The 16078-nt window shown below is 56.4% G+C and carries 16 protein-coding genes; 7 read left to right on the top strand and 9 right to left on the bottom strand.

All coding sequences use genetic code 11. The features are described 5' to 3' along the window. Positions 1 to 6: 6 nt before the first annotated feature. Positions 7 to 1032, top strand: a complete 1026-nt coding sequence (locus VAE57_RS02255; protein ID WP_322820291.1) for an SPFH domain-containing protein — start codon at positions 7 to 9, stop codon at positions 1030 to 1032. Between the two features lie 672 nt (positions 1033 to 1704). On the opposite strand, the gene VAE57_RS02250 is transcribed toward VAE57_RS02255, so the two are convergent. After that, complete coding sequence (locus tag VAE57_RS02250; protein ID WP_322820290.1) at positions 1705 to 2136, bottom strand: DUF3592 domain-containing protein; 432 nt, start codon at positions 2134 to 2136, stop codon at positions 1705 to 1707. A 258-nt stretch (positions 2137 to 2394) separates the two neighbouring features. Between VAE57_RS02250 and VAE57_RS02245 the strand changes: the two genes are divergently transcribed. Then, entirely contained in the window at positions 2395 to 2667 is a 273-nt protein-coding gene (locus tag VAE57_RS02245; RefSeq protein WP_322820289.1) for a hypothetical protein, read from the top strand. A 108-nt stretch (positions 2668 to 2775) separates the two neighbouring features. Here the strand turns inward: VAE57_RS02245 and argC are convergent, their stop codons facing one another. The 8 genes from argC to lysS form a co-directional block, all read right to left on the bottom strand. Continuing rightward, the gene (gene argC / locus VAE57_RS02240; protein ID WP_322820288.1) at positions 2776 to 3810 is read right to left on the bottom strand and encodes an N-acetyl-gamma-glutamyl-phosphate reductase; all 1035 of its coding nucleotides are present in this window, start codon (positions 3808 to 3810) and stop codon (positions 2776 to 2778) included. Positions 3811 to 3938: 128 nt separating this feature from the next. After that, positions 3939 to 4787 (bottom strand): lysine biosynthesis protein LysX, encoded by an 849-nt coding sequence (gene lysX, locus VAE57_RS02235; RefSeq protein WP_322820287.1) that lies wholly within the window; start codon positions 4785 to 4787, stop codon positions 3939 to 3941. A gap of 62 nt (positions 4788 to 4849) precedes the next feature. Beyond that, positions 4850 to 5017, bottom strand: coding sequence for a lysine biosynthesis protein LysW (gene lysW / locus VAE57_RS02230; protein ID WP_322820286.1), 168 nt, complete (start codon positions 5015 to 5017; stop codon positions 4850 to 4852). Positions 5018 to 5061: 44 nt separating this feature from the next. After that, positions 5062 to 5229 carry a lysine biosynthesis protein LysW gene (gene lysW / locus VAE57_RS02225; protein WP_322820285.1) on the bottom strand — a complete coding sequence of 56 codons (168 nt, stop codon included), beginning with the start codon at positions 5227 to 5229 and terminating at the stop codon, positions 5062 to 5064. Positions 5230 to 5249: 20 nt separating this feature from the next. Beyond that, a complete protein-coding gene (locus VAE57_RS02220; RefSeq protein ID WP_322820284.1) occupies positions 5250 to 6242 on the bottom strand; it encodes an isocitrate/isopropylmalate dehydrogenase family protein in 993 nt (330 codons plus the stop codon). After that, entirely contained in the window at positions 6242 to 6742 is a 501-nt protein-coding gene (locus VAE57_RS02215) for a homoaconitate hydratase (protein ID WP_322820283.1), read from the bottom strand. Before VAE57_RS02215 ends, VAE57_RS02220 begins: the two co-directional genes overlap by 1 nt. 22 nt (positions 6743 to 6764) lie before the next feature. Further along, positions 6765 to 8021 carry a 3-isopropylmalate dehydratase large subunit gene (locus VAE57_RS02210; protein WP_322820282.1) on the bottom strand — a complete coding sequence of 419 codons (1257 nt, stop codon included), beginning with the start codon at positions 8019 to 8021 and terminating at the stop codon, positions 6765 to 6767. A 15-nt stretch (positions 8022 to 8036) separates the two neighbouring features. Beyond that, complete coding sequence (lysS, locus tag VAE57_RS02205; RefSeq protein ID WP_322820281.1) at positions 8037 to 9164, bottom strand: homocitrate synthase; 1128 nt, start codon at positions 9162 to 9164, stop codon at positions 8037 to 8039. A gap of 959 nt (positions 9165 to 10123) precedes the next feature. Between lysS and VAE57_RS02200 the strand changes: the two genes are divergently transcribed. From VAE57_RS02200 to VAE57_RS02180, 5 genes are all read left to right on the top strand, one after another. Then, a complete protein-coding gene (locus VAE57_RS02200) occupies positions 10124 to 10444 on the top strand; it encodes a cupin domain-containing protein (RefSeq protein ID WP_322820280.1) in 321 nt (106 codons plus the stop codon). Between the two features lie 40 nt (positions 10445 to 10484). After that, complete coding sequence (locus tag VAE57_RS02195; protein ID WP_322820279.1) at positions 10485 to 11297, top strand: YwiC-like family protein; 813 nt, start codon at positions 10485 to 10487, stop codon at positions 11295 to 11297. A 215-nt stretch (positions 11298 to 11512) separates the two neighbouring features. Further along, positions 11513 to 12643: a Fe(3+) ABC transporter substrate-binding protein gene (locus VAE57_RS02190; RefSeq protein ID WP_322820278.1), complete on the top strand. Its 1131-nt coding sequence runs from the start codon at positions 11513 to 11515 to the stop codon at positions 12641 to 12643. 42 nt (positions 12644 to 12685) lie between these two features. Further along, positions 12686 to 14410, top strand: a complete 1725-nt coding sequence (locus tag VAE57_RS02185; RefSeq protein ID WP_322820277.1) for an iron ABC transporter permease — start codon at positions 12686 to 12688, stop codon at positions 14408 to 14410. Positions 14411 to 14432: 22 nt separating this feature from the next. Continuing rightward, a complete protein-coding gene (locus tag VAE57_RS02180; RefSeq protein WP_322820276.1) occupies positions 14433 to 15530 on the top strand; it encodes an ABC transporter ATP-binding protein in 1098 nt (365 codons plus the stop codon). Positions 15531 to 16078: the final 548 nt, after the last annotated feature.

Below are 16078 nucleotides of genomic sequence, written 5' to 3'. Positions count from 1 at the left end.
AGTGGTATGTCGCAGCGCACCCCAGTTAGAGGATCGATGACGTCACGGCTATCGCTGGTCGGTGGATTCATCCTGTTGCTGATCATTGTCGGCATTGGTCTCAGCACGATGAAGTATGTGCAGGTGGATGAAGGACAGGCGGCCATCGAACTGGTGCAGGGGCGTATTGTCGCTGTCCATGGCCCAGGCCCGATTTTCCGTCCCTTCGCACCGTTTACCGAGATCGAACTGGTCAATATTCGCCGTCAGTCGCGCCAGATTTCGCAGAATGTGGCGAGTAGCGATAAGCAGTTGTACGACATCGATATTCAGGTTGATTTTCGCCGTTTGCCCACCGAGCAGGCATTGCGCTCAGCCTATGCGGAAATTGGTGTCAGCGATGCCCAGCTCAACGATTTTCTCGATGGCTTTATCAACGATGCCCTCAAGAGCGCCAGTACCCAGTTTACCCTCGATGAGGCTCTCTCCGACCGGGGAGCGTTTGCCGAGCGGATTCGACGTTTCTTGACGACACCTCCCGGTGATGGTCAGCGGGCACCGGTTGATCAGCTCTATATCACGATTGAGGCGGTGAAGGTGCTCGATATTAAGGTTGGCGAGACGTATGCCCAGTTGTTGGCCGAGAAGGCTAATCTCGAAGTGCAGATCGAGACCGAGCAGAAGCGACGGCAGCAGATCGAGGCGCAACAGGCCAATAACCTGTTCCAGGCCGAACAGGAGGCATTGGTCGCGTTGACTCGCGAACGCGGTATTACGGCTGCTGCGCTTGAGGCAGCGAATCGCGAGGCCCAAGTGCGGGCTATCGAAGGCCGCTACTGGCGCGAAAATCCAGAGCTGTTTGAGCTGCGTAAGCGCGAGTTGCTGGTGCAGATGATGGCGAATGGCAACATCTGGTTTGTGGATCCAAATACCAACCTGACACTGTTGCTGAATAATCAGGCCGGGGAAGGCCAGGCGCTGGTAATCCCGCAACCCGGTGCCGGCCAATCGGTAACTCCGCCTGCGCTAACTGAGCCATCGGTCAGTCCGTAGCGGTCATTGCTGACGCGGGTGGCAGTCTTTGCGAACTACATAACTGCCACCCCGCAATTAGAGCGTCTCACGGTTGATTTCCGGTAAGGAATGCCCGATTCTATTGCCGTTCAAAAGTGAACAGAACGTGGGAGCGCATGCAGGAGATAGGGCTTGAGCACGCCCTGAACACCCTCACCCCCGGCCCCTCTCCCGCGCTGCGCGGGAGAGGGGAGCGCAGTGGCTTGCATTGGGGCGTTCTGATGCAGCTGAAATCGTGTTCGATCATATTTTCTGTTCATTCCTGCAGGGTAACGTGAGATAAAGGAACGGCGACTCCCGCCCCCAGCGGGGGCGGGTTGGGGTGGGGGCGATACGAGCGAGGCCAGGCGATGGCCAGGCGATGCCCTGAACACCCTCCCCCCGGCCTCTCTCCCGCGCAGCGCGTGGGAGAGGGGAGCGCAATGGTTTGCATTGGGGCGTTCTGAGGCGGCAGAAGTCGTGGTACGTCATATTCGGTGTGTGGGCGTCAGGCTTCTACATCTACCATCTTACGTCCCGGAAGTGTGTGTCTCGCATCATTGCACCGTTCACTGTCGCTCAGCATCTCACTGGATCGCCAGGTAACACTGGAGGCAACGACCAGCCGTGCAATACTGGGATGATTCGCTGGCCGCGTGGGCCTGACAGACTCTAGCGGAATAGTGCTCTCAGGGCGCTCAGGAGTGCGATGCCGCTCACGATCAACAAGAGACCACCCGTACCGAGGAACAGGGTATAAGGCAGCCACAACTCCCACGAGTTAATGAATGCGGTCTGCGGTTGATCTGGGTTGTACATGATCTCTATCCGGTCACCGATCTGATAGGCAGATGGGTTGCCTCCTGCTTCACTCTCAAACTGAATGGTTTCGCCGGTAGCCGTGCGGAATTCAACAATTGGGTAGAAGAATGTACGTTGACCACTATTGGTATTGACCGACCGGGGCTTAATCTCAACCACGGTGCCCTGGGTGGCGACCGTGTTCTTCATTCGTTGTGATGTGTTGATGAATGCCTGCCAGCCCAGTATGAGCAAGCCAAGTCCGACAACAAGTAGCCCTGATAAACTAATGAGTGTCGTCATACGTCGTCGCACAATGGCTATCACCTTTCCTTCATACAACCGGTGCGTCGAGATGTTTCGTATCATTCATGATGGTGTTGCCTGCATGATAGCGGGTAGACGATTGATAATAACTGTGCATTATTACTGCAAGTGCATTGCAAAAAATATGCAATCACAGTATACTTATAATAGTGAGGTCGCGGCGACGGTGCCGCTCTGGTCATTGTCGCCGCGGCGCGCCTGGTGCGCCCGGCGAATGTATGTGTGAGGTGATCAATGGAAGAATACGTTCGTCAGCGCATCGAGGTTTTAACGTCCCGACTGAATAGTCTACGCCCCGGTCTTGAACGTGCCCGGCAGTCGGTAGCGCGTCTGGAGAATGAAGCAGTTCCGGCTGGGGCTACTGCGCTGGCTCGGGCAGCTCAGTTATCGGCAGCGCGGGCTATGGCTACCACTCTTGCCGAGCGTGAACGCCATTTGCTCATTGCAATTCAGGCGTTGCAGGCTGAGCTGGCCGATCAGACGTTGACCGGTCACGAACAGGAATAACGAACAGGCTTCGGTGGTTGAGGGCGCACAACGGTGCGCCCTTTTCTGAGTCTGTTGCCGGGTAGTGATTATAGCTACAGATACAGTTTCGCCTCACTGTTCTCCTGCTTACGGATGTAAACCGGCAAATGTCAAGGCTGTCGTCTCCGCAAAGCCGCACATCAGGTTCATGCATTGAACAGCACTACCGGCAGCACCCTTCATCAGGTTGTCGATAGCGCAGATACTCACAATTCGCCCGGTCGTTGGTTCATACGCGAAGCCGATGTCGGCGTAATTGGTACCGGCCAGAATCTTTGGTTCAGGATACCGGTAGATACCCTGCCGCTCTTTGACGATACGGATGAACGGTTGTTCGCGGGCGAAGGCCCGGTAGGCTTGCCAGAGTTCCTTTTCGCTCAGTTCGCGACTGGCGAAAGCGTGAACGGTGGCCAGTGCACCCCGCACCAGCTCAATGGCGGTAATCGAGAGATGAACATTGCGCAGACCGGTCACTTGCTCGACTTCGGCGAGGTGACGATGTCCGACCGGTGCAAAGGAGCGCACCGCGCCAGACCGTTCGGGGTGATGACTGGCTTCGTTGACGGTGGCTCCACCTTCCGATGAGCCGACTTTCACGTCGGCAATGATCGGGCGATTGCGGTCGATCAGATTCGCTTCAACCAGTGGCAATAGGGCCAGGTTGGTGGCGGTAGCATTGCAACCGACCCCACTGGCGTAGCGGGCATCGGTCAGGGCTGCCCGATTCACTTCGGGTAGCCCGTACACGAAGCGTTCGAGCCATGCCGGGGCCGGGTGAGCGCTGCCGTACCATTGCTGGTACACTGCCGGATCGCGCAGGCGAAAATCGGCTGAACAGTCGATGATTCGTTCGGCCAGGCTGGCATAGCGTTCAATAGCCTGAGCTGCTTCACCGTGCGGGAGGGCCAGGAAGAGCACATCACACGGTTGCAGGGTGTCAGGGTGGACGAATTGCCGGTTGGTGCGTCCGCGCAGGTTGGGGTGTACCTGGTAGAGATACCGTCCTGCATTGCGGGCACTGGTGGCCTGTATGATTGATACGTGGGGATGATCGAGCAGGAGGCGGAGGAGTTCTCCGCCAACATAACCGCTTGCCCCCACAATGCTGACTCGTAAGCTCATACAACACCTTGCTTGTAACGGCAGACTCTTCTGGTGGTAGCCATGCAAACATGTTTTAATCCGTGGGAGTCTGGCCGTCAGCGGACATTCGCTCTCCGCCTGTACTGAAATTTATCCTGGGTGGTGCGCTAGCCGCGTCCGCGTCCGACTTCTAGTACATAGTCGATAATCCGGGCTGGAATATCAACGCCGGTGGTGTCGATACTGTTGCGGAACTCCATAGTGTAGTTGACTTCATTGACCAGCAGCTCACCTTCGGGCGTTTCCAGCAAGTCAATTGCCACCACCCCACCGCCGACGGCGTGGGCAGCACGCACGCTAATGTCGGCCAGTTCTGGGGTAACCGGGCAGTTGGTGGCAACGCCACCGCGTGCAGTGTTGGTGATCCAGTGCGGGCTGGTGCGGTAAATCGCGGCAATACACTCATCGCCGATCACAAAGCTGCGAATGTCGCGTCCCGGTTTGTGAATGTACTGCTGAATGTAAAAAATGGAGTGTTGATAATTGCCCAGTACATCACGATGTTCGAGAATGGCTTCGGCAGCATCGCGATCATTGATCTTGCTCACCATCCGCCCCCACGATCCGATCACCGGCTTGAGCACAACCGGATAGCCGAGTTGCTCCATGGCTTCGAGGGCACTTTCCGGGGTGAATGCCAGCAGGCAGCGTGGCGTGGGAACGCCGGCATGAATAAGGGCCTGTGTGGTCAGGAATTTGTCGCCACAGGTGAGCGCTACGTGATAGGTGTTGACCGTAGGCACGCCAGCGTCGTTGAAGATTTTAAGCATGTAGAGGGCGCGGCTATGCTGGATACAGCGCTCAAGCACAACATCGAAGGGATACGTTGTGGTATGGAGATCAAAAATCTGCTCGCGGTCGTCAATTTTGACATAATCGAGGCCACGGCGCTCCAGCTCCTGAAAGAGCAGTTTTTCTTCAGCGCGAATCCGTGAACAAAGAACAGCAATGCGCATAATGGTTTCTCCCTGGCGATGGGCGGAGTCGTCGTTCACGACCCCGCACTGAACAGCTATTCCTATTCGCCCCAATCCTCTTCGACTTCAGGCGCCAGTGCGAGGGTGGGTGGATCGAGGCTGACGACTTCCAGCTCTGCGCCGCAATCGGGGCAGGCAACGATCTCATTAGCCATGGTTCCAGCCGGTAAGGTGATGGTTGCGCCACATTCAGGGCATTCAGCGTGCATAGGTGTACTCCTTGTTGGTGTATTGATCATCGCAGATGATCTGGCTATTCTCCCCAATCCTCTTCGACCTCTGGTGCCAGCACAAGCGTGGGTGGGTTGAGACTGACGACCTCCAGCTCAGCACCACAGTCGGGGCAGGCGACAATTTCGCTCTCCAGCGTGCTGGCGGGTAAGGTGATCTGGGCAACACATTCAGGGCATTCGGCGTGCATGACTGATTCTCCTTTCACATCTAAGCAGATAACTGATTAAGAAGCTCATCGGAAACTTCACGGGTGGTTGCCTGACCACCGACATCGGGTGTACAAATGCCGGCAGCCGCCACAGCCGTGATAGCGGAACGGAGGCGTTCCGCCGCATGCGGACGACCAATCCAGTCGAGTAGCATGACGACACAATTGAGTGCTGCGGTTGGATTAGCGATTCCACGTCCGGCAATGTCGGGCGCTGCACCATGCACCGGTTCAAACAGTGCCCGGCCATGGCCGAGATTACTGCTGGCGGCAACGCCCAATCCACCGCCGTGAATGCAGGCAATGTCCGACAAAATATCGCCGAACATGTTGGTAGTTACGATCACGTCAAATCGTTGCGGTTGCGCAGCGAGTTGCATGGCCGCAACATCGACGAGCCGTTCCTCGAAGGTCAGTTCGGGATAATCGGCGGCGACTTCGAGCGCTACCGTGCGGAAAAGACCATCGCTGACCCGCAAGACATTGGCCTTGTGGACGATGGTCACTTTGCCAGGATGGCCGTAAGCCTGGCGCGTGCGGGCCAGTTCGCAGGCAGCACGAACAATCCGGGCCGAGGCGGCCCGGGTAATGACACGTTCGGCAATGGCGGTCGCGCCATCATCTTCAAACCGTTCCCGTCCGATGTACAGATCTTCGGTGTTTTCGCGTACAACCACCAGGTCAACCCCATTGCCCACTGTTGGTCGAATATTGGCGTAAAGGTCGAGGGTGCGCCGCAATTCGACAATCGGGCTGCGATACCCGGGAACCGGATGGCTTGGTGATGCGACCGCACCAAAGAGGATTGCCGTCGCTTCACGCGCCAGGGCAAGGGTCGTTTCAGGAAGTGCCGTACCGGTGCGCTGAAAAACGTCCCATCCCGCTTCCGCCTCTTTGATGGTCAGATCGGGGGCCAGCACACGCAGTGCCGCAGTTGCCACGGCCATGACTTCCGGGCCGATCCCATCGCCGGGAATAACACAGATCTGCATCAGGCCACCTCACCGGGAAAACGTCCGTAGGTACGGTAAAAGGGTACGATCCCTCCCGCCGCCCAGACTTCTCGCAAGAAGAGCGGTGGTGGGGGCAGATGAATCACGCACCCATCGGCGGTTGTGATACGTCCCTGTTCCAGATCGAGTTCAACCTCATCACCATCAGCTAGCTCGCCGGTAAGATCGGCGGTAAAGCATGGAATGCCGAGGTTGAGCGCATTCCGAAAGAAGATGCGGGCAAAGAGGGGAGCAATAATTGCGCCGATACCCACCATTCGCAGCGCCAGCGGGGCGTATTCACGCGAACTACCGCAACCAAAGTTCTTACCGGCCACGATGATGTCTCCCGGCCGCACATTGGTCGCAAAATCTGGCCGATGCTCGATAAACGGATAGCGCCGTAGTTCACTCTCGTCTTTCAGCATGTAGGGTGCGTAGCGACCGGGTACGATCTGGTCGGTATTGATATCGGGGCCAAAGAGCCACACGCGAGCCATAGCGATACCTCTCTTTCTTCACTTAGTTCCGGGAAGCGATAGCCGGTTGTCCATCCATCACCGTGCGCGGATCGGTTAGATAGCCGGTAAGTGCTGTAGCTGCGGCAACGGCCGGCGATGCCAGATAGATTTGCGCTTCAGGGCTGCCCATCCGACCGCGGAAATTGCGGTTGCCGGTAAACAGGCAGACCTCGCCTGGGGCAAGGACCCCCATGTGGCGACCGATGCAGGCACCGCATCCCGGTGTGCCAATGGTGGCACCGGCAGCCAGGAGTGTCGCGAGTGTGCCATCGGCAGCAGCACGCTGCAGGGCCTGCGCACTGGCCGGCACCACAATCATGCGTACACCCGGCGCGAGTCGGCGTCCGGCCAGAATCTGGGCAGCAACCGCCATATCTTCGTAATGACCGTTGGTGCATGTGCCGAGGTACACGACATCAACCGCGACCCGACCCAGATCGCTGAGATTGGCGACATTGTCAACGTAATGAGGAGCTGAGACTTGTGGTTCAAGCTGGTCAAGATCGATCTCAACCACTTCTTGATAGCCGGCATCAGCAGTGATCATGGGCAAGAGCGGGCCAGTGACATTGAGACCGGTTGGCGGCACAATGCCGGCTTTTGCCCCCATTTCAATTGAGAGTGTCGCCAACGTCATGCGCTCCATCACACTCAGGAATTCGACACCGTGCCATTCAATTGCGGCATAGGTTGCACCATCGGCGCGCAGCAGACGGGCCGCACGCAGCGCCAGATCTTTGGGGCCAACGCCAAATCCAAATCTACCGCTTGCCCGGACAACAATCGTTTCAGGTACGCGCAGCCATGTCTTGCCGGTGGCCAGCGCCAGAGCAATATCGGTACTGCCCATCCCGGTACCAAACGCACCTACGCAGCCATAGGCCGTGCTGTGGCTATCACTTCCCAGAATGAGCATCCCCGGCTGGGCCAGCCCCTCCTCGACCAGCACCGGGTGCGAGATGCCGCGCCCAACATCAAACAGATGAGGAATGCCCTGAGCATGTACCCAGCGCCGCACCTCTTGCTGCTTCTCGGCGGTCTGGACACTGGCAGCGGGGGCGACGTGGTCGATCACAACGGCGACCCGTTGCGGATCCCAGACCCGTTCTGCCCCTAACTCTTGATGCAAGATGCGGATAATACCGGGGGCCAGACTATCGTGCACCATGACCAGATCAACGTTTGCCGTCACCACATCACCGGCGCGCACCGTTCGCCCGGCGACGCGGCTCAAAATTTGCTCGCTCATCGTTGGCATAGTCGTATCCTCCCCTTACTCTGCGTAGCTATAGAGAATCTCGTCAATCATTGCGCCATCAAGTTCGTGTTCATCACCGAGCGCCTTGATTCGGGCAGCGGCAGCGCGGGCTTGTGCTTCGCTAAGCGTAATGCCCAGTTCGCGCGCACGTTCAGCAACAGCGTGCCATCCAACCAGCCGATGGGCAATCGCGATAGTGCGCTGCCGACCGAACAGATTGGGATCAAGCACTTCATAGCTGCGCGGGTCGCTCAACACCGCTTTAGTATGCATTCCGGCCTTATGGTGAAATGCAGTCGGACTGGTAATACACTGGTTGAACGGAATCTCAATGCCGAGCATCGTAGCAACCGTCTCATCAATTTTGGGCAGCAGATCGAGGCGATAGCGTTGCACACGAGAAGGATCAATACTGGCGATGCGTGCAATCATACCGCTCAGACTGGCGATCCCGTTCCGTTCACCGATACCGAGCACCGTTACATCAAGATGGGTGGCGCCAGCCTCATAGGCCGAGAAGGTATTGGCAATTGCGCAGCCGCTATCATTGTGGCCATGAAATTCGATGTCACACTGTACTTCGTTACGCACCGCCCGCACCACGTCGTAGACCTGGCGTGGTGTAGCGATGCCTACGGTGTCAGCCAGACCGACCCGTTGCACACCCATTGCTTCAACGGCGCGGTAGATGTGGATCAGATCGGCAAGATCGGTACGAAAGCTATCCTCGCACGAAAAGCGCACTTCAATGTCGTGGTCGCGGAGATAGCTAATCACACGTTCGGCCTCAGCCAGAATTTCGCTCAGGCTTCGACCGTGGCTTACCGTGCGTAACGGTTCAGATGTGGCAAAGAGCAGATTTGCACCCTGGGCGCCATGCTCGACGGCGAGCCGGGCATCGGCCATATGGCAGCGGATATGGGTGAGGATACGGGCACGTAAACCGTGGCGGGCGATAGTTGCCAGATCACGCGCACTTTGCGGTGAGGCAGCGGGGGAGGTGAGTTCGATATACTCTACGCCAAAGGCGTCGAGCATTTCAGCAATGGCAATTCGTTGAGCAGTTGTAAAACGAGCGCTGGCGAATTGTTCGCCTTCGCGCAATGTCGTATCAACAAAAAACAAGCGCTCAGGCAGTGACATAGATCAACACCTCTCTCACTTGACAGGAGCCAAAGAGTTCTGGTCGGCAATAACGTGGTGTGTAGGCGATTGGGCTGACGGTAGCAATGTGTTTCATACTTCCCTCCGTACAAACAATTGACCCGGCGCACCGTCGGTCTGGTGAGCCGGGTCTTGTCTCTTACGCGCAGCAGACAAGCGGAGCTAACCAGACCTCTCGTCCGGCTTCTTAGCACGCTTGTTCTGCTTGGCGAAAAGATGCATATTTCTCATAGCGCCACGAATATATCAGGAGTCGCTGATTGTGTCAAGTGACCAGCTCCTGGTGGAGGAGCTATGTCGTAAATCCACGCCGGAAATAATGCGCGGTGATCTATGACTGGCCCTTCCATCGGTAAAGTCCGGGGGTATTACCGGCACGACCCAGATGGACGGGGAGATACCGTTAGCAGTGGCACCACCTACACTACGCGGGATGCGGTGAACGAGGGGGCGAAAGGGTACGTGGTGGATTGCGGGCCGGGCATTGGCAGGTAGGGGCGGGTTCAAAACCCGCCCCTACAGACGTTGCGCGTTATTGATCACAGTGTCATCGCGATGGATGAATGTGGTTCAAGGGATTTCTGGTTGCGGATGGAGTGGTTGTCCTGATTGCGCTGCCAGACGGGGATGTCGGGTGTGGCACGGTATGCATGAGGTGTGACGAAAGGATACCCGGTAGCCCCATTCCGCTCACGCTGTTATCCCTCTACTCGATGATGCTTATAACAAATTGGTATGGAAAGTTGTCACTTCATCACCCATAATTTAGAAAGATTTACGTTGACAAATTTTTTATATTAGCGTATGCTTACGCTCAGCGTTCACAGATAAAGAGTACCGCAATCACTTACTCGCCGGTTTGTCGACATACCTATGCAATCGCTTATGTATTCCAGCTTAACTGCCGTCAAAACTGGCCCTGAGCAGGTGGAGGAACTATGAACCAGGCAACCGTTCGTCATTTACTTGAGCAGATCAGTATCCCGGACGATAGTACCATCAGCCGCACTGTCTATCAGGACGAGCAGATCAAGGCGGTCTTGTTTGGTTTCGCCGCTGGTCAGGAGCTTTCCGAACATACGGCGGCCACACCTGTCATCATGTACTTCGTGCAGGGTGAAGCACGGGTGACGCTTGGTCAAGAGGTTGTTGAAGCCAAACCAGGTACCTGGGTGCATATGCCGGCACGCTTGCCTCACAGTCTTCAGGCGCATACGCCGGTGATCATGCTCTTGCTGCTGTTACGTGGCGCACGATAGGACGCATATCTGCTGGTTTACACACTGTTGAGATGGACATATGCAACAGCATAACTCTGCCGCAACAACCAAGCCAGCACCAGTACGCCTGCGCCCAATTGCATTACCGGTTGAACACGGTGGCTGGAGCATGGTGGGTGCGCCAATCGCGTTAGGGTTATGGTTGGCGCCATCACCAGCCGGATTCTGGTTGAGCCTGGCAGCATTGGGCGCCTTTCTGTCGCGACAGCCACTGAAGCTGGCGGTTGGCGATTATCGCCGTGGGAAGCGCTATCCACGCACCGTTTGGGCCGAGCGGTTTGTGCTGGGTTATGGTGCAATCACCTTGATCGCTGTTGGCATGGCCTGGTGGTATGCGGCGTTCCCCTTCTGGCCGCCAATCATACTGGCTGTCCCCTTCGCAGTGGTTCAGTTGTTCTTCGATCTCCGGAAACAAAGCCGGGCGCTGCTTGCCGAACTGGCAGGTGCTATCGCCATCAGTGCGCTGACAGCCGTGATTGTGATGGCAGCCGGCTGGACATTGTGGTCGGCGCTTGGGCTGTGGTTATTACTTTCGTTGCAGGCAGTCACCGCTATCGTCTACGTCAGAATTCGCCTGCGATTGGCGCACAACGAACCTGCCCATCGCGCACCGGCCTTGCTCTTGCACCTGGCGGCGCTTGTGATCGTGGCCGGTTTGCTAAGCATCGGTTGGGTAAGCTGGCCGGTACTGTTGGTATTTGCCTTTTTGTTTCTGCGTTGCTGGATCGGTCTGTTGCCGCGTAGTCTTGCTACGCCAACGCCACTGGTTGGTGTGCAAGAGGTGATCGTAACGTTGCTTGTGGTGGTGGGAGTCAGGTTTGGATTGTCATAACAATACGTTGCGCCTGTTCTAGCCGTCCTCTCTGTGGTGCAGAGACACCGGTCGCTGTTCTCCATTGGGATGCAGGTAGAGTGACACAATGCGGAAAACCTCCTGGCGATGGTCGAGACGGTAGTCTTAATTTAAGAAGTATTTGGTTGACTAAATTAGATTATTAGTGTATACTAACAAAGCCAATAAGATTATAGTAATTGAGGAGGAGATACATGCTCTTCACGCGAAGGAAAAAGGCCGGAATAACACTTGTTGGGCTCATCCTTCTCGTCGTATCGCTGGTGGCCTGTACGAATCAGAGCGCATCACAGACTGCACCTCAGACTATTCGGGAGACAGTAGTCGTCACCCAGGAAGTTCCTGTTCGGGAGACGGTAGTTGTGCGCGAGACGGTGGAAGTGCCGGTTGAGGAACCAATTGTCTACGTCTATTCTGCTCGTCACTACGGCCAGATGGAAACGGCGTTTGCCGAATTTACAAAAGAGACGGGTATTGAGGTGCGGTTTACCTTTGGCAGCGATGCCGAATTGCGTGAGCGGTTGAAAGCCGAGGGGCGCTTCACTCCGGCTGATGTGCTGTTCACGGTCGATGCCGCCAATCTCTGGCTGGCAGCGCAGGAAGGTCTGCTGCGTCAGATCAATTCGGATGCACTGGAGAGTAACATTCCCGACTATTTGCAAGATCCGAGTAACCAGTGGTATGCTCTCTCCCTGCGGGTGCGCACCATCGCGTACCATCCAGATCGGGTAAATCCTGAAGAGATCGCCACCTACGAGTCGCTGGCCGATCCGAAGTGGACAGGACGCATCTGCTGGCGCCCGTCAACCAAGTCGTACACCCAGTCGCTGGTGAGCAGCCTGATTGTCCACCACGGCTACGACAAGGCCAAAGAGATTGTGACTGGCTGGGCACAGAATGCCAAAGAGTATATTGACAGCGACACGCGAATTTTGCAGACCATTGCCGAGGGAGGATGCGACATCAGTGTTGTCAATCACTACTATCTGGCCCGCTTGCTCAACGAAGATGCCAATTACCCGGTTAAGCTCCTCTGGGCCAATCAGTCCGAGCAGGGTGTGCATGTGAACGCGAGTGGCGCCGGTGTGACGACCTACGCCCGCCATCCAGAGAATGCCATTCGTTTGCTTGAGTGGCTGAGTACCGAGCGCGGTCAGCGTCTGTTCGCCGATAGCAATTTCGAGTATCCGGCAAACCCCAATGTGGCACCGCATGAGCTGATCCAGCAGTGGGGTGAGTTCAAGCGCGATACGCTGCAGATTAGCGAGATTGGCAGTCTGCAAGCCGATGCGATCAAGCTGATGAACGAAGCCGGGTATCAATAAGCCGGGTTGTACCCGATGATATAGATGAGGAGTCAACGGGCGATGCGCAGTATGATCGTCCCGTTGACTCGCCGGTATTGGAACGTCATGCTGATTAAACGCCAACAACTTGCCGGAAACTGGTCACTCCCGGATCGCTGGAGTATTATTGCCTTCCTGATCGCTGGGCTGGCATTGTTGCCGATCGCGATCATTCTGCGCATGCTGGTGCAGCCTGCCCCCGATGTGTGGCAGCATCTCTGGGCCACCCGGCTGGCTGAGTTCCTTTCCAACACGGTTGTGCTGTTGATCGGGGTCGGTATCGGTACAACGCTGCTGGGTACGGCACTGGCCTGGCTGGTGACGGCGTATCGTTTTCCTGGTCAGCGGCTGTTCGATTGGGCATTGATGCTGCCCATGGCGGTGCCTTCGTATGTGCTGGCTTTTGTCTTCATGGCGACGTTCGATTATGCCGGCCCGGTGCAAAAAGCATTGCGCGCCTGGTTCGGGAGCAGCGCCTGGTTTCCATCGATCCGCTCTGGAGGCGGAGCGATATTCGTCATGACGCTGACCCTGTACCCATATGTCTATCTGCTGGCGCGTGCTGCATTCCACGAACATGGCCGGGGGACGTTCGAGGTTGCCCGCACACTCGGCGTAACCCGTCTCCAGGCATTCTTCCGGGTTGTGCTGCCGATGGCGCGCCCCTCACTGGTTGCCGGGCTTTCGCTGGTGTTGATGGAAGTCTTGACCGATGTCGGTACGGTACGCTTTTTGAATTTTCCCACTCTGAGTGATGGTATCTTTCGAATCTGGCATGGCATGATGGATCGCGATGCAGCGCTGCAATCAGCCGCAGTGCTCCTGCTGTTTGCTTTCGGCGCGTTGCTGATCGAACGCTATACGCGAGGGCGTGCCCGCTATGTGCAAGAGGGTTCACGTGGACACGGTCTTGCCCAGGTGTCCTTAACCGGTTGGCGTGGTCTGGCCGCTACTCTGGTATGCAGCTTTGTATTGGCCACGGCCTTTCTGCTCCCGGTGTCGCAATTGATCCAGTGGAGTGTGCATGAGTTGTGGCAACGGATGCCTGATGGCTTGCTGGCTATCTACTGGCGCCATGTGCGGGCAACCCTGATTCTGGCCGGTGCTGGTGCAGTCATTTCCGTCCTGGCGGCGGTGTTGCTGGCTTATGGCACACACCTGAGCCGTTCGCCGCTGACCCGTCTGGCTGCGCGGGGGGCAACCCTCGGCTACGCCATTCCGGGCGCCGTGATCGGGTTGGGTGTTCTTCTGCCGCTGTCCTGGCTGGATCATACCTTGAACGATGTGACCTACCAGTGGTGGGGTGTGTTGCCGGGGTTAATCTTCACCGGTTCCATCACCGGTCTGATCTATGCGTATGTCGTGCGGTTTATGGCGGTAGCTCACTCGAGCGTTGAAGCCAGTCTGGAGAAGATCTCGCCCGGCATTGAAGCCGCAGCCCGTACCCTGGGCGCCAGACCAATTCGTGTCTTGTGGCACGTGCATCTGCCACTGATTCGCGCCGGTATGCTGACCGGCGCTGCCCTGGTCTTTGTCGATGTGATGAAGGAACTTCCCATCACCTTGTTGCTCCGACCCTTTGGCTACGAAACACTGGCGCTCTGGATCTGGCAGAACGTGGCTGAGTCGTTGTGGAGTGAAGCGGCTTTACCGGCGTTGACCATCGTGGTCGCCGATTTGCTGGTGGTAGGTATTCTTATTCGGTCGGCAACCCTGAGAGGCAGATATTCCGTTGAGATAGCATAGCATTGGTTAGAGGAGACGTCTGATGAATTTCAGCGCAGAACCGGCACTTCAACTGCAAAATGTTACCCGACGGTACGGTAAGGTTGTCGCTGTGAATAACGTATCCCTGGCGGCGGTGCAGGGTGAATGCCTGGTGATCGTTGGGCCTAGCGGTTGTGGCAAGACGACTCTGCTGCGTTTGATCGCCGGTCTTGATGTACAGGATGAGGGTAGCATCACGATCCAAAACCGCGTCGTCAGTGGTAAGGGTGTCTTTGTGCCACCAGAGAAACGACGTGTAGGGCTGGTGTTTCAGGATTATGCCCTCTTTCCGCATATGACGATAGCCAGAAATGTGGCGTTTGGCCTCCATGGCCGGTCAAAAGCTGATGTGCAACGGCGTGTGCACGAGATGCTCGAGATGGTGCATCTGGCCCATATGGCAGACCGCTACCCGCACGAGCTATCCGGTGGTGAGCGACAGCGCGTAGCCCTGGCGCGTGCCCTGGCTCCACAGCCTGACATTTTGTTGCTCGATGAGCCATTTTCCAGTCTGGATGCCGGTTTGCGAACCGCAATGCGCGAGCAGCTTCAGAGTCTTCTGAAAGAGATCAATATCACGACCTTCTTTGTCACGCATGATCAGGAAGAAGCATTACTCCTTGGTGACCGGGTGGCGGTTGTGAATCAGGGGCGTATCGAACAGGTAGGAACGCCTGAGCAGGTGTTCCACCAACCCACAACTCACTTTGTAGCTGAGTTTTTCGGCTATACAGCGTTCATTTCAGGGCGGGCCACTGCTGAGGGTCTGGAAACCGAGCTTGGTTTTCTGCCACAACGTCTCTCATTGGCTTCGGGGGCGGAAGTGAAAATCCTGGTTCGTCCCGACGATCTGACTGTACATCCAGATGAGACCGGTCAGGCGTACATTGCGCGCACCGGTTTTCAAGGGATGCATTGTATGTATCAGATTGCGTTGCCGTCAGGCCGCACCATTTACAGTCTGATGCCGCATACCCGTATCTACGCACCCGGCACTCGTGTGCGTGTCGCGTTGCACCCTGGTCACGATCTGGTGTGTTTCCAGAATGGTCGTGCGGTTACTGATGTTGGCAGGGGGGAGATTGTGGAGAGAAGATAGGAGATAGACAATAAGCGCGAGGAAATAGGGTAGAGGAAAGAGGCGCGAGGAAAGAGTTTGTCGTTTGGCGTGCAGAAGCCAGACTTCTAATTCCATCTCTTCCTGTGAGTTGCGCCAGCGCACCGGTCATTGACGATGCGTACCACTGTTACGTTGTCGTGCTGTGGTGCAGGGGCTAGTTTGCCTGCTTCTCATTCTCCTCATCAACCTATCACCCATAGTTCGATACCATGGTCTGGAGCACCGGTCTGCAACCCTATTGGTGCGTTGATTACATTGCCTGCTCTCGTTAGCGTTGTCGCTGCCATTGTGGATGTCCTCGCTGTCTGAACCGATTGCCAGAACGTGTTATGTGCTAAATCGATAATATCAGATCTGGTTTTAGTGAATTCACTGTACGCAGTCCAACTTCGCCATGGGGCAGTACCTGAGCGCAGAATCAGCGTTTCCGCGTAGTACACCGAGCTCTCACGCGTTGGATTGGCTACCGTTCACGCTCAGGGTTCCCGTTTTGGGTGGTTTGGAGTGCAGAAGCATGATTTCCATCC

The organism is Chloroflexus sp. (assembly GCF_034434295.1).
Taxonomy (GTDB): Bacteria; Chloroflexota; Chloroflexia; order Chloroflexales; family Chloroflexaceae; genus Chloroflexus.
This window is presented reverse-complemented; position numbering and strand designations above follow the sequence as displayed.

Coding starts and splice junctions, on each gene's coding strand:
- VAE57_RS02190 (WP_322820278.1), top strand. CDS start 11,513: ATGCTCTTCACGCGAAGGAAAAAGGCCGGAATAACACTTGTTGGGCTC.
- VAE57_RS02255 (WP_322820291.1), top strand. CDS start 7: ATGTCGCAGCGCACCCCAGTTAGAGGATCGATGACGTCACGGCTATCG.
- VAE57_RS02185 (WP_322820277.1), top strand. CDS start 12,686: ATGCGCAGTATGATCGTCCCGTTGACTCGCCGGTATTGGAACGTCATG.
- lysS (WP_322820281.1), bottom strand. CDS start 9,164: ATGTCACTGCCTGAGCGCTTGTTTTTTGTTGATACGACATTGCGCGAA.
- lysW (WP_322820286.1), bottom strand. CDS start 5,017: ATGCACGCTGAATGCCCTGAATGTGGCGCAACCATCACCTTACCGGCT.
- VAE57_RS02245 (WP_322820289.1), top strand. CDS start 2,395: ATGGAAGAATACGTTCGTCAGCGCATCGAGGTTTTAACGTCCCGACTG.
- lysX (WP_322820287.1), bottom strand. CDS start 4,787: ATGCGCATTGCTGTTCTTTGTTCACGGATTCGCGCTGAAGAAAAACTG.
- VAE57_RS02220 (WP_322820284.1), bottom strand. CDS start 6,242: ATGCAGATCTGTGTTATTCCCGGCGATGGGATCGGCCCGGAAGTCATG.
- VAE57_RS02200 (WP_322820280.1), top strand. CDS start 10,124: ATGAACCAGGCAACCGTTCGTCATTTACTTGAGCAGATCAGTATCCCG.
- lysW (WP_322820285.1), bottom strand. CDS start 5,229: ATGCACGCCGAATGCCCTGAATGTGTTGCCCAGATCACCTTACCCGCC.
- VAE57_RS02195 (WP_322820279.1), top strand. CDS start 10,485: ATGCAACAGCATAACTCTGCCGCAACAACCAAGCCAGCACCAGTACGC.
- VAE57_RS02180 (WP_322820276.1), top strand. CDS start 14,433: ATGAATTTCAGCGCAGAACCGGCACTTCAACTGCAAAATGTTACCCGA.
- VAE57_RS02210 (WP_322820282.1), bottom strand. CDS start 8,021: ATGCCAACGATGAGCGAGCAAATTTTGAGCCGCGTCGCCGGGCGAACG.
- VAE57_RS02215 (WP_322820283.1), bottom strand. CDS start 6,742: ATGGCTCGCGTGTGGCTCTTTGGCCCCGATATCAATACCGACCAGATC.
- VAE57_RS02250 (WP_322820290.1), bottom strand. CDS start 2,136: ATGACGACACTCATTAGTTTATCAGGGCTACTTGTTGTCGGACTTGGC.
- argC (WP_322820288.1), bottom strand. CDS start 3,810: ATGAGCTTACGAGTCAGCATTGTGGGGGCAAGCGGTTATGTTGGCGGA.